This window comes from Brenneria populi (assembly GCF_036016195.1).
GTDB lineage: Bacteria > Pseudomonadota > Gammaproteobacteria > Enterobacterales > Enterobacteriaceae > Brenneria > Brenneria populi.
Map to the genome: position 1 here is coordinate 322,855 of NZ_JAYWTM010000007.1, position 12,850 is coordinate 335,704.

Sequence of the window (12,850 nt, forward strand, 5' to 3'; positions counted from 1 at the left end):
TTCCAGGTCATTCTAGGTATACTCATCATACTTCGGGCCGCATGCGCGTCGCGTTGTCGCTCGGCCTCGCATGGGGCTGGCGCAAACGCTGTGCAAAAACGCCGCCGGCGTTTTTTGTGTTGCGACTCGAATTATTTAGCGCATAACGAGTTCGTGAAAATGAGAGGAATAACGCAAAGGCGCGATTATATCTTGGATTATTGCGCAAACTAAATGCCGCGTCTCGCCATTGCGCTCTTTTTATCCATTCATTATTTTGATGTTACCGAATACGGCGACATTTCCACCAATGAGCGCATAAAACCGCCGCCGGGCGCAGACTTCCCGCGCTTATGCCGCGAGATTAAAGATGGGAGAAGCAATGGATAAGACGGAAATTGAAAAACTGGTTAGGCAGTATCCCCTGGTTCAGCGTCTCATCAACCTGGAAGCGGTGACCTGGTTTAATCCCAACGTCACCTCTTCGGCGCAGGGGCTGCCGTACGTCGGGCTGACGGCGCAGGATGTCGACGATGCGCAAGCCCGGCTGCTGCGCTTCGCGCCCTATTTATGCCTCGCCTTTCCGGAAACCGCCGGCACGCAGGGCATTATTGAATCGGATGTGGTGGCGATTCCGGCGATGCAGCAGGCGATGGCGCAGCGTTACCGACAGCCGATCGCCGGCCAAATGTGGCTGAAAAAAGACAGCCATTTGCCCATCTCCGGCTCTATCAAGGCGCGCGGGGGCATTTATGAGGTGCTGGCCCATGCGGAAAAATTGGCGCTGGAGGCGGGGATGCTCAGCCTGGAGGACGATTACCGTATCCTCTATTCGGATAAATTCCGCCGGTTTTTCAGCCAGTACCGTATCGCCGTTGGGTCGACCGGCAATCTGGGTATGTCGATCGGCATTATGAGCGCCAGGCTGGGCTTCAGCGTCAGCGTGCATATGTCGGCCGACGCGCGCGCCTGGAAGAAGCAAAAGCTGCGCGATAGCGGGGTCAATGTGGTTGAGTACGCGGAGGATTACGGCGTCGCTGTGGCGCGGGGACGTAAAGACGCGGAGCCGGACCCCCGCTGCTTTTTCATCGACGACGAGAACTCGCGCACGCTGTTTCTGGGGTACGCGGTGGCCGGCAGCCGTTTGCGCCGGCAGTTCGCCGAGATAAATCGGCCCGTCGATGCGCGGCACCCGCTGTTCGTCTATCTTCCCTGCGGCGTGGGAGGCGGCCCGGGCGGGGTGGCGTTCGGCCTGAAGCTGGCGTTCGGCGACCATGTGCACTGCATTTTCGCCGAACCGACGCATTCGCCCTGCATGCTGCTGGGCGTTCATACCGGATTGCACGATGGCATCGCGGTACAGGATCTCGGCATTGATAACCTGACGGCCGCCGATGGTTTGGCGGTAGGACGGGCATCCGGTTTTGTCGGGCGGGCGATGGAGAGGCTGCTGGACGGCTTCTATACCCTGAGCGATCGGGAGATGTATGACCTGCTCGGTTTGCTCAATCGCAGCGAAAATATTCGGCTGGAGCCGTCCGCCCTGGCCGGCATGGCCGGGCCGACGCGGGTCTGCGCCGATGCGCAATACCTGCGCGCCGCAGGCATCGATGACGAAAGCCTGCGGCGGGCGACGCATCTGGTCTGGGCCACCGGCGGCGGGATGGTGCCCGCCGAAGAAATGGCGAAATATCTTGCGGCGGCGGAGTGATAATCCGCGTTCCGCTGCGGTTATCACCTATTGCTTTCTCCTCCCGCGCGCTCTTCGTCCCCGCGGGAGATTGCCGTCAGCGCGGCGAGGGAGGGCGTTCAGGGAACGGCCGCGGAGTTTCGGCTACCCGTTCTTCCCTGCCGGGAGCGTTATCGGTGCGATAGGGGAGTGTAACCGTTTTCAGTAAAGACGCTATTCCCCGCGCGACGGCGGGCTGACGGAGTGGCGGCGAACCAGCGTCGGGCTGAACATATTGGTCATTTCCTTCAGCGATTTTCCCTGGTGCAGGGCGATAGCCAGCTCAGCGGCCTGCGTCGCCATCGCGGAAACCGGGTAGTGCACCGTGGTCAGGCGCGGGCGCAGATAGCGGGCGATCAGCACATCGTCAAACCCCACGATGGACATATCCCGGGGAACATCGATGCTGTTGTCGCTGAGCACCGAGAGCGCGCCGGCGGCCATGGAGTCGTTATAACACGCCACGGCGGTCATCTTGCCGCCGCGGCTCAGCAGTTCGGTCATGGCGCTCTCTCCCCCCACTTCATCGGGCGCGGCGCGGGCGATAAGCCGCTCATCCACCGTAATATGGTGCTCATTCAGCGCGTCGATATAGCCTTGCAGACGATCGAATGAGTCGGAAATCTGGTGATTCGAGCAGAGAAAACCAATCTTGCGGTGTCCTTCCTGAATTAGATGACGGGTCGCCAGCCAGGCGCCGTAGCGGTCGTCCAGCGCCACGCAGCGGTTTTCATACTCCGGCAACGTACGGTTGATCAGCACCATATCGGGAATGTGGCTCATCAAGGCCGCCAGCTCCCGGTCCGCAATCATTTTGGCGTGAACCACCAGCCCGGCGCAGCGGTGGCGAATCAGCTGCTCTATCGCTTTCTTTTCCTGCTCCGCATTGTGGTAGCCATTGCCGATGAGTAAAAAATTACCCGTCGCCTGAGCGATTTGCTCTACCGATTTCACCATGGCGCCGAAAAAGGGATCGGAGACATCCGCCACCACCAGCCCCAGCGTCTCCGCGCTTTGATGCGCAAGGGCTCTGGCATTGGCGTTGGGATGATACTGCAATTCGGCCATCGCCTTATGTACCGCCCTGCGCGAGGCGTCGCTGGCTTTGGGCGAGTCGTTGATGACGCGTGAAACCGTTGCAACCGATACCCCTGACAGCCGGGCGACGTCTTTAATTGTGGCCATGTGTGATTCCCGAACGATAGATTGTTGTATATACCGATATTACCTACAGATTCTCCCTTCCGCGGCGGGCAAAAAAGGCTTATGTGATCGTCATCACGACCTGCGTCACTCCCTACTGTTCAAACCGCATCCTGAGGTTTAGATTTAGGGTAAACGGTTACACTAAATCGGTGAGCGAAAAAACACCGTGGGTAATTCTGCCGATGCCCGTGTACCGCGATGCTTAAACAATCGGCATTTCATCGGCGTTAAGCCCCATTTGCCGCCGTAAATATAGCATCGGCGAACCGGGAACGATCATGTTTTAAGGAGTGGTTTTTATGTTATTCGTACCAACAGAGCATCCGCACCGCCGCTACAACCCGTTGAAAGGGGAGTGGATTCTGGTTTCACCCCATCGGGCTAAACGGCCGTGGCAAGGGCAGCAGGATGAGCCTGACCGCCGTACACCGCCGCAGCATGATCCCCATTGCTATCTGTGCGCGGGCAATAAGCGCGTCACCGGCGATGTCAATCCGCAGTATCAGGGCACCTTTGTTTTCACCAATGACTTTTCCGCTCTGCGGGAAGACACGCCGGCGGCTACGCCCAATAGCGATCCGCTATTTCGTATACAGAGCGCGCGCGGCGTCAGTCGCGTGATCTGTTTTTCGCCCGACCACGGCAAGAGCCTGCCGCTGCTATCGCTGCCGGCTTTGCGGGGCGTGGTCGACACCTGGATCGACCAGACGTCGGAACTGGGACGGCGTTATCCCTGGGTTCAGGTGTTTGAGAATAAAGGGGCGATGATGGGGTGCTCAAACCCGCACCCGCACGGACAGGTTTGGGCCAATGATTTTTTACCGAATGAAGCGGCGCGCGAAGATCGCGAACAGCGGGCCTATTTTGAACGTCAGGGGACGCCTCTGCTGCTTGACTATGCGCGGCGCGAGTCGGCCGACGGTAGCCGGTTGGTGGTGGAGACCGACTTCTGGCTGGCGGTGGTGCCCTATTGGGCCGCCTGGCCGTTTGAGACGCTGCTGCTGCCCAAATTCGCCGTACGACAGCTGCCGCAGCTCGACGCGGTGCAGCGCGAAGATCTCGCCGCGGCGCTGAAAAAATTGACCAGCCGCTACGATAACCTGTTTCAGTGTTCATTTCCGTACTCCATGGGGTGGCACGGCGCGCCCTTTAATGGCGAAGAGAATGCCCACTGGCAACTGCATGCCCATTTCTATCCGCCGCTGCTGCGTTCGGCCAGCGTGCGCAAGTTTATGGTCGGTTACGAAATGCTGGCGGAGGCCCAGCGCGACCTGACGGCGGAACAGGCCGCCGAACGCCTGCGCGCCGTCAGCGATATCCATTTTCGTGAGCAAATTTGAGGGGATTTTATGAACCGTATCGATGCCTTGCGCCAATCGGCGCAATCGACGTTCGAACGCCTGTTCGGCTATGCGCCGCAGGCGGAGATTCAGGCGCCGGGGCGCGTAAACCTGATCGGCGAACATACCGATTATAACGATGGATTTGTTTTACCCTGCGCGATCGATTATCAGACGGTGATCGGCGCGGCCGTTCGGCGGGACAGCGTGGTGCGCGTGGCGGCGCTAAACTTTGATCAGCAGCAGGATGAGTTCGACCTGAGGCAAGAGATTCGGCCGCACGCCGAATACACCTGGGCGAACTATGTGCGCGGCACCGTCAAATTTTTACAGGCGCGCGGCCTGCCGATGAGCGGTATGGATATGGTGATTTCCGGCAATGTGCCGGTGGGCGCGGGGTTAAGTTCTTCGGCCTCGCTGGAGGTGGCCATCGGGCAGACCTTCAAGACGCTCAATCGCCTGAATGTCAGCCAGCTGGATTTGGCGCTGATCGGCCAGCAGGCGGAAAACGATTTTGTCGGCTGTAGCTGCGGCATTATGGATCAGTTTATTTCGGCGCAGGGCCAGTCCGGCCATGCGCTGCTGATCGACTGCCGTTCGCTGGAGGGGCGGGCGGTGCGTATGCTGGACGGGTTCGATATCCTGATTGTTAATTCCAACGTGCGCCGCGGGCTGGTTGACAGCGAATACAATACCCGCCGCCGGCAGTGCGAGTCGGCGGCGCGCCATTTTGGCGTCAAGGCGCTGCGCGACCTTTCCCTGGAACGGTTTGCCGCGGGAGCGGCGGGGCTGGATCCGCTGACCGTGCGCCGCGCCCGGCATGTCATTACGGAAAACGACCGCACGCTGGCGGCCGCCGATGCCTTGGACCGGCAGGACGCAGGCCGCCTGTTTACCCTGATGGCCGAGTCCCACGCCTCCATGCGCGACGATTTTGCCATCACGGTGCCGCAGATTGATACATTGGTTGAGCTGATCCAGACGCACGTGGGGGATCGGGGCGGCGCCAGAATGACCGGCGGCGGCTTTGGCGGCTGCGTGGTGTCGTTGATCCCGGATTCGCTGACCGACGGCGTGTGCCGGATGCTGGAGCGCGAATATCCGGCGCGCACCGGATTGCAGCCGTCGATCTATCTTTGCCAGCCGTCTAACGGCGCAGGTCCGCTTAACTGATGTGGTTTTCACTCTGTGAGTCAGGCAGAGTATGCCTATTTATGCTGTCTGATAATTCACGTTGAGCCGAATGCCCGCCGGTAAAAAGAGCCGATGGGCAGGTAATGCCGATCGTTTAAGTATCGAGATACACGGGGCGACTACAGGGGTGAGGCGTCCCTACGGGAACCTCCCCCTGTGTTTCCCCTAAAAATGGGCTTAAATGAACAGCATTACGTTGGGCAGGGGGCTTATCAAGGCAACAGAAACAGCGTGGCCAGCCCCAGGAAGATGAAGAATCCGCCGGTATCGGTGATAGCGGTGATCATGACGCTGGAGCCGATGGCGGGATCGCGGCCCAATTTCACCATGATTAATGGGATCAATACGCCCATAAGCGCGGCCAGCAGCAGGTTAAGCAGAATGGCCAGCATCATTACGCCCCCCATCTGCAGGCTGCCATAGAGCGCGTAGGTGATCAGGCCCATCACGGTGCCCCATATCACGCCGTTGACCATCGCCACGCCCAGCTCTTTTAACAGCAGGTAAGATTTTCGCCCATGCTCCAACTGATGCAGCGCCAGCGCCCGAACGATCATGGTGATCGTCTGGTTGCCGGTATTGCCGCCCAGCCCCGCCACGATCGGCATTAAGGTCGCCAGCGCCACCAGATGAGAGAGCGTATTTTCGAACAGCCCGATCACCCGCGACGCCAACAGCGCGGTACACAGGTTGATGGCCAGCCAGGTCCAGCGATTACGCACGGCCTTGTAGACCGGCGCATATACATCCTCGGAAGGCGTTAAGCCGCCGGAGCGCCGCAGATTGCTGTCGCTCTCTTTATTAACCACATTCACGATATCCTCTACCGTCAGGCGGCCCATCAGCTTGCCCTTGTTATCCACCACGGCGGCGGAAATCAGGTTATAACGCTCAAAAGCTCCCGCGGCGTCAGCCGCCTGATCTTCCGGTTGAAACATCGTCGGCTGCTTATTCATAATGGCGGCCACCGGCGTCTCCGGCGCGTTCAGCAGTATATTGGCCAGGGAGAGTTCGCCAATCAGCATGTTTTTGCGATCGGTGACGAACAGCTTATCGGTGGAGTCCGGGATAACCTTTCGATAGCGCAGGTAACGCTGGACGGTCGCCAGGGTAACATCGGGACGTATGGTGATGAGCTTGAAGTCCATAATATGACCGACGCACTCTTCGTCATAATTGATCGCCCCGCGCAGCTGCGCGCGCTGTTTCGGCTCCAGCGAGGTCAGGATCCGTCCCAGCAGCTGGCGGGGAAGAATGCGCGCCAGCTGCGCCTGCTCATCGACATCCAGTATGCGCACCGCCTTCAGAATATCTTTATTGCGCATATCGCTGATAAGGTCGTCCGAGATGCTGTCGGAGACTTCAATCAGCACCGAACCGCGCCTGTCGATGGGGATCAGCCGCCAAAGCGCCAGGCGTTCGTCATAAGGCAGCGATTCCAGCAGATCCGCCAGGTCGGCGGCGTGCAACCCGGTAATCGACCGGCATATTTCGGCGGTTTGATCGAGTAAGGCTTTATGGTCTGTGGCGGTATCTTCGGGATGTCGATGGAGAATATCATCAACCAAGTCACTATTTTCTAAAAGTAAAAAAGAAATACGGCGCCGCAAGGCGGAAACTTTTTTTGCATTCGTCATCGGTTATTTGTGCTCGGTCTGGTTTGGTTTCTGATATGTCCCTATCCCTGAGATTCCCATCATACTCTACGTCGCTGATGTTTCAGCCTTTCGATAGGGGAAACGGCGCTGCGGCTTCCGGCTCGGTTTTTTTATTCATTATGAGGCGCGGATATCCGTGGCTTGAACGCATTGCCAGGGTAAATATAGCGCAGAATCAGTGAATTAATAATAAACGCTTTACCCTCTATCGTGGGAAAGACGGCAAGACGGGAATTATGGGCGGCGGAAAGGACGCACGACAAACGGCGACAAGGCACAATATCTGACGCTGATAATACGGTCTCATTTCGCGGTTGATGCGGAGTACGCGCTACTCTTTCTTATCGATCTTTTCGATGAACGCGCCGGAGACGGAGAAAGGTTGTTCGATGCGCTGTTGCTGTTTGTCTTGATGATAAGCGAATGCGCTGATGGTGGAGTAAGCAAAACGGCCTAAGAGGATGATGAAGCTGATGAGTAACACGGCGCGAGCAAGACGGGTTCCACTTCGTCGCGGCCGCATTGATATTCGTCGTCTGTGGGTAAGCGTAGACATTACCGGAAAATCTCCTGTGAAAGCGAACATTCGCTGTCGTTCATTTATACACAAGCATCGGGTTAGGTCAATCGTTCGAAATGAAAAAATGGCCGTCGCGACAGAAAGCCTCCATTTTTAGGGAAGTTAGGCACGATCGCGGTTATTAAAGCAAAATAAGAAGAGGCCGGTAGGAACCGGTCTCTTATCGCCGTCGTCGACTCAGTCGAGTTTTTTGCCTTTCAGCTCCGGCACCAGGAACAGGGTCGCCAGAATATCAAGGATGTAAATCGCCGCCAGCAGGGCAATGGCGGCCTGGAAGGAGTACAAACTGGCCGCCGCGCCGATGACCACCGGGCCGAAGCCGCCAACCGCGCGGCCGATGTTGAACAGAACGTTCTGAGCGGTGGCGCGGGCCTCGGTCGGGTAGGCTTCGGACATCAGCGCGCCGTATCCCCCCATCATTCCGTTGACGAACATACCCAGCAGCGCGCCGGCCCATAGCATGGTGACCGGATCGGATAGCTGCGAATAGACCAGAACCATGATCAGCGCACCGCTCTGAAACAGCAGAAAACTGGGTTTGCGTCCGATGCGATCGGCCAACTGCCCGAAGACCCAGATACCGGCAATCATCCCCATGATAGTGACGGATGTCCACATGGCCGACTTGGTCAGGTTGAATCCCAGCGTTTTGGCGAGAAAGCTCGGCATCCAGATCATGATGCCGTAATAGCCGAAATTCTGTACGGAGGTCAGTATGATAATCCCGGCGCTGATTTTGCTGGTCGCCTTGTCCTTAACCAGTAGTTTGAATGACTCCAGCGCCGCTTTCTTTTTCGTCGTTTTGCGGACGAACACCTCTGGCTCATGCAGACGATGGCGGATGAACCAGGCAACAAACGCCGGGATAACGCCGACGATAAACATGCCGCGCCAGCCGATATGCGGCAGAAGCATCGGCGTCAGTATGGCGGCGGCCAATACGCCTGACTGCCAGCCCAATGCGACATAAGAGGAGGCGCGCGCGCGGTGGCGGGCCGGCCAGGCTTCGGCGGCCAGCGCCATGCCGATGCCAAATTCGCCGCCCAAACCGATGCCGGCTATCGTGCGATATATCAGCAGGTCCCAGTATCCCTGGGCAAAGGCGCACAGGCCGGTAAACACGGCGAAAAGCACGATGGTCCAGGTCAGTACGCGAATACGGCCGAAGCGGTCGCTCAACGCGCCGAAAATAAGGCCGCCGATAACGGCGCCGATCAGCGTCCAGGTGACCAGCGAGCCGGCCTGACCCGACGTTAGATTGAGGTCGGTTGAGATGGCGGTCAGCATAAACCCGAGGATCAGCAGGTCGAAGCCATCCATCGCATAGCCTATTGCCGATCCGGCCAGGGCTTTCCAACTATAGCTATCAACGACTTGTTTTTCCTCGAATGCGGGTGTTGCTGAAGAGGTTTTATCCGGACAGGTTGGGTCCATGGTTTCGCTCCTGGCGTTGGCAATGTAAATGTCGAAGTAAAATTATGTTGCGCCGCGCGTTGTTTCGCCGCAAGACGCGTATCAATTTTGATACATGGTAATAAGCAATAATGGTGCCAAAATTTTACCTTGGCGTTATCTCTGAAGGATTGCCGCGGCATTGCGTCCGCAGCGTAAAGAGGAGTGTTTTAATTAAATGATAATTAATTATTTTTTACGCAGAATTAATAGAGCTGTCCGCGCTGAAGTTAGCCGTAGGAGAGAGTCCCGCCCTTATGACGCACGTTATTTCTTCCATTTAATGCACTAAAATAATGCATTATCAGGCGTCATGCATTAAGTTGGTGCTTGTTGTGAGGCGCGATGCACTAATCTGGTTACCGCGTCGCTAGGCGAAAAGGGCGAAACAGCGCCGAAAGTCGACGCTGGAAATAAAAAATGTTTCATTTTTGATACGGAAGGGTAACGAAAACGCCCGGCAGGCTGATGATGTGCAGCGGGCGGGCATTGCGGCGTCGAGCCTGAGCGGGACGCTTTAGAAGTGTTTTTTGCCAGACCAGTAGGTAATGACCAACTGATTAATCGCATGGTAACGCTGTTCCGCCGTCACGTTATCGCCGGACAAAATGTCCTTAACGATATCCAGGAGCTGCGTCATCTCTTTTTTCGCTCTGGACGCGAAATCCGGCGTAATCGCCTGGTCGGCGTAGAGAGTGACGTAACTGTCGGCCAGGCCGCGAAGAATGTAGTAGGACACTGCGTTATCGGGATCGTTGCTGATCAAATTGTCTAAATTTTTCCGCAGGGAAACGTAGCTGTCAGTCCCGTCGAGACTTTCAGTAAAAGCATGATATGCGTTTGCAAAATCCATCACTGCCACCTTTGATTAGCACCATCCGGCTATATCCATCAGATGCGCCACCGCGGTTTCGGCTTCCCTCACGCGCCGCGGCATGGCGCCGGAAACGGGGAAACGCGATATCCGCCTGTAGCCTGATATCTGTTGAGTATAGATTTGGAAAACTTCACTTTCTAAAACTAAAGCAAGATCTTGTCAACCGCTCTCTGAGACTTTTGTATAAAAAAAGATACAAATCATCGGTGCAGAGTGATTTTTATTACTCATTCAAACCAGTGTTTAAAATTAAATCCAATATAAACAAATGGATATTTTTAATTGAGATAACCTGTGCTAATTTTTTGTCTAAATTTTTAGACAAAAATATTGACTCGCCCCGGATAACCGAGCAACACTGAAATCCCCCGGCGTCTGTATGGCGGGGAGTGCGATCGACGGTTCGATCGTGTTGAAGCGGGCTGAATAACGCTTGGGCGAACGCGCGGAGTTTTGTGATGCGGTCATATTTTGGTGCCGAAGAGATCGGATATTTACTGGAAGAGCTGGGCACTTTTTCCATGACGACGGGAAAAAGCGGCGTAACGCGTCTGGCTTTCGGCGAGGCTGATGAAACGGCGCATCATTTTCTGGCGGAAAAAATCGCGTCGCTGGGGCTTAACGTAAGCCGCGACGCGATGGGCAATATTTTCGCGCGCCTGCCGGGATGGGACCGATCGCTGCCGGCGGTGGGGACGGGCTCGCATATCGATAGCGTACCCTCCGGCGGTCTCTATGACGGAACTCTGGGCGTGGTCGGCGGTTTATATTCGCTGTTGCAGTTTCGGCCGGAAGAGCTGCGCAGGGATTTGGAGCTGGTGGTTTTCAGAGGCGAAGAGTCAAGCCGTTTTGGTTTCTCCTGCATCGGCAGCAAGATTTTAACCGGCCACTGCGACGAAAAAAAATGGCGCGAAAATACCGACGACAGCGGCCTGAATGTCTTTCAGGCGATGACGCAGTGCGGCTATTCGGTGAACCAATTGGCGCGTTGCGAACTGGCGGAACGGCGCTATTCGGCATTTGTGGAGCTGCATATTGAACAGGGCCGGGTGCTGGAAAATGAAGAGAAAGCCATCGGCATTGTGCACGGCATCGCCGCGCCGACCCGCTACCGGGTAACGGTGACCGGCTGCGCCGATCACTCCGGCGCCACGCCGATGTATCAGCGCCACGATGCGCTGGTGGCCAGCGCGATGATGATCAACGATATCCATCATGCCGCTTGCAAAGAGATCATTTACGGCACCGTGGGCACCGTCGGCAAGCTGGATGTATCACCGAACGCCATGAACGTGATCCCCGGTCTGGTGAAGTTTTACGTGGATATTCGCGGCATCGACCCGGCCAGTATTCAGCGCGTCGCCGAGCGTTTGCAGGATTCGGTCGCCAAGACCGCCAGAGAAAATGACGTTGAGATTTCACTTGAGCTGGTGGCGGCGGAAAGCCCGGTCCCGCTTGATGATGGCATTTGCGAGGTGATTGAAAATGTCGCCCTGGAACAGGGGGTCAGCTATCGCCGCATGATGAGCGGCGCCGGGCATGATGCCATGTATATGGCTGGCAAATATCCGACGGCCATGATATTCGCGCCATCGAAAAACGGCATCAGCCATCATCCGGAAGAATACACCAGTCCGCAGCAGATTATTACCGCGGCCGATGTATTGAAACAGACGCTGGCGCGGTTAGCCAACGCGGAATAATTAAAAACGGTCCAGCGTCTCCTGCAATAACCGGCAGGCGTCCTCGCCTTTGGCGGCGTTGTGCCAGAGGCCGTCGAACAGCGACTGATGATGGAGAATGGCCTCTTTTGACGAGGAAACCCAGGCTACGCCGGAATGGATATTGGGCAGTTCGCCGAGGCGGAACGGGCTGGAGGCAACCGAGAGCGGTTCGCGATCTTTATAAAAAATCTGGAATGTGGACGAGGGCATCGTCTCTGTGGTGATCGCCACCTGAACAATGTTCTTTTTCTCTTCAAGAACCTGCAGCAGGTGTTGAACCTCCTGCCGCGCCAGCAGAACACGTTCCATCCTGGCGCTGGGGGAAATATTCAGCGTGCCGATAAGGCCCAGGTGAATAAATTTTTCAATATGCTGAATGCCGATAAGGTTATGGATTTTGGGCAGATGCTTATTCAGATGCGATTTTCGCTCAAACAGGATATCAAGCGTTTGTCGCGATTTTTCATCCAGAACATCGGAGTTCGCGCGATTATTGTCTGCTTCCAGCAGCATTTGCTTCAGATAATCATCGTAGCGCCGAGACGTCAGCAGATAGGAGAAGGGGTCGAAATGGGAATAAATACGCGTGGAGCTCTCTTCAAGCTGGCGCATTCTTTCAAGAAAGCCGCTGGCATGGGAATAGTATTCCATACCGACGCCAAGAAGCGTTTCGAATGTGGTATTCAGGCATCCGGCCAGACGTTCAAGCGTTTCAATTTTCTTGATATCGCCTTTTTCAAGCCGATATACGGCGGCGCGGGATATGCCGAGCGCCGAGGCAATTTGCTCCGCGTTTAATGAGGCCGCTATGCGATAAGCTCTCAGTCTTTGTCCGATAGCCAGATAATCGATCGCGGTATTTTTCATGGTGTTCTATATGCCAAAAATTTGCGTGATGTTAACACTAAAGGATCGGGCTGACAATGTAGCGCGCCCGCGACGTCGGGCGCATAAGAGGAGGTCGCACGGAAAACTGTAGCGCGGGCGACAAATGAAACGACTGTAGTACCAATAGGCCGGAGGATACCAGCTCCGCTGGCGATATAACACGAATATGAAATTGATTATCCCCCAAATAATGCGGGTTGCAGGAAAGCCGACGCAGCCGCTG

General features: G+C 56.2%; 10 protein-coding genes. 4 read left to right on the forward strand and 6 right to left on the reverse strand.

Annotation, left to right across the window (positions count from 1 at the left end; genetic code table 11):
• The first annotated feature begins 361 nt into the window (after positions 1 to 361).
• Complete coding sequence (locus VSX58_RS11485; RefSeq protein WP_327618184.1) at positions 362 to 1,690, forward strand: D-serine ammonia-lyase; 1,329 nt, start codon at positions 362 to 364, stop codon at positions 1,688 to 1,690.
• 192 nt (positions 1,691 to 1,882) lie between these two features.
• Here the strand turns inward: VSX58_RS11485 and galR are convergent, their stop codons facing one another.
• Entirely contained in the window at positions 1,883 to 2,893 is a 1,011-nt protein-coding gene (galR, locus tag VSX58_RS11490) for an HTH-type transcriptional regulator GalR (protein ID WP_327618185.1), read from the reverse strand.
• 320 nt (positions 2,894 to 3,213) lie between these two features.
• Here galR and galT point away from each other — a divergent pair, with 320 nt between their 5' ends.
• Together galT and galK are read left to right on the forward strand one after the other, a co-directional pair.
• Positions 3,214 to 4,254, forward strand: a complete 1,041-nt coding sequence (gene galT / locus VSX58_RS11495) for a galactose-1-phosphate uridylyltransferase (protein WP_327618186.1) — start codon at positions 3,214 to 3,216, stop codon at positions 4,252 to 4,254.
• Between the two features lie 9 nt (positions 4,255 to 4,263).
• The gene (gene galK / locus VSX58_RS11500) at positions 4,264 to 5,427 is read left to right on the forward strand and encodes a galactokinase (protein ID WP_327618187.1); all 1,164 of its coding nucleotides are present in this window, start codon (positions 4,264 to 4,266) and stop codon (positions 5,425 to 5,427) included.
• A gap of 233 nt (positions 5,428 to 5,660) precedes the next feature.
• Here galK and mgtE read toward each other — a convergent pair whose 3' ends face one another.
• The 4 genes from mgtE to VSX58_RS11520 all read right to left on the reverse strand — a co-directional run bounded on the left by mgtE (position 5,661) and on the right by VSX58_RS11520 (position 9,991).
• A complete protein-coding gene (gene mgtE, locus VSX58_RS11505) occupies positions 5,661 to 7,085 on the reverse strand; it encodes a magnesium transporter (protein ID WP_327618188.1) in 1,425 nt (474 codons plus the stop codon).
• A 352-nt stretch (positions 7,086 to 7,437) separates the two neighbouring features.
• Complete coding sequence (locus tag VSX58_RS11510) at positions 7,438 to 7,662, reverse strand: YfgG family protein (RefSeq protein WP_327613346.1); 225 nt, start codon at positions 7,660 to 7,662, stop codon at positions 7,438 to 7,440.
• Positions 7,663 to 7,863: 201 nt separating this feature from the next.
• Positions 7,864 to 9,006 (reverse strand): MFS transporter, encoded by a 1,143-nt coding sequence (locus VSX58_RS11515; protein WP_407654868.1) that lies wholly within the window; start codon positions 9,004 to 9,006, stop codon positions 7,864 to 7,866.
• Between the two features lie 649 nt (positions 9,007 to 9,655).
• Positions 9,656 to 9,991, reverse strand: coding sequence for a hypothetical protein (locus tag VSX58_RS11520; RefSeq protein ID WP_327618190.1), 336 nt, complete (start codon positions 9,989 to 9,991; stop codon positions 9,656 to 9,658).
• Positions 9,992 to 10,473: 482 nt separating this feature from the next.
• Between VSX58_RS11520 and VSX58_RS11525 the strand changes: the two genes are divergently transcribed.
• Positions 10,474 to 11,718, forward strand: coding sequence for a Zn-dependent hydrolase (locus VSX58_RS11525; protein ID WP_327618191.1), 1,245 nt, complete (start codon positions 10,474 to 10,476; stop codon positions 11,716 to 11,718).
• On the opposite strand, the gene VSX58_RS11530 is transcribed toward VSX58_RS11525, so the two are convergent.
• Positions 11,719 to 12,606, reverse strand: coding sequence for a helix-turn-helix domain-containing protein (locus VSX58_RS11530; protein WP_327613342.1), 888 nt, complete (start codon positions 12,604 to 12,606; stop codon positions 11,719 to 11,721).
• Positions 12,607 to 12,850 lie beyond the last annotated feature (244 nt).

What these genes read in the sequence shown, in the direction of transcription:
- VSX58_RS11485 (WP_327618184.1), top strand. Translation starts at nt 362, where the DNA reads ATGGATAAGACGGAAATTGAAAAACTGGTTAGGCAGTATCCCCTGGTT.
- galR (WP_327618185.1), bottom strand. Translation starts at nt 2,893, where the DNA reads ATGGCCACAATTAAAGACGTCGCCCGGCTGTCAGGGGTATCGGTTGCA.
- galT (WP_327618186.1), top strand. Translation starts at nt 3,214, where the DNA reads ATGTTATTCGTACCAACAGAGCATCCGCACCGCCGCTACAACCCGTTG.
- galK (WP_327618187.1), top strand. Translation starts at nt 4,264, where the DNA reads ATGAACCGTATCGATGCCTTGCGCCAATCGGCGCAATCGACGTTCGAA.
- mgtE (WP_327618188.1), bottom strand. Translation starts at nt 7,085, where the DNA reads ATGACGAATGCAAAAAAAGTTTCCGCCTTGCGGCGCCGTATTTCTTTT.
- VSX58_RS11510 (WP_327613346.1), bottom strand. Translation starts at nt 7,662, where the DNA reads ATGTCTACGCTTACCCACAGACGACGAATATCAATGCGGCCGCGACGA.
- VSX58_RS11515 (WP_407654868.1), bottom strand. Translation starts at nt 9,006, where the DNA reads ATGGATGGCTTCGACCTGCTGATCCTCGGGTTTATGCTGACCGCCATC.
- VSX58_RS11520 (WP_327618190.1), bottom strand. Translation starts at nt 9,991, where the DNA reads ATGGATTTTGCAAACGCATATCATGCTTTTACTGAAAGTCTCGACGGG.
- VSX58_RS11525 (WP_327618191.1), top strand. Translation starts at nt 10,474, where the DNA reads ATGCGGTCATATTTTGGTGCCGAAGAGATCGGATATTTACTGGAAGAG.
- VSX58_RS11530 (WP_327613342.1), bottom strand. Translation starts at nt 12,606, where the DNA reads ATGAAAAATACCGCGATCGATTATCTGGCTATCGGACAAAGACTGAGA.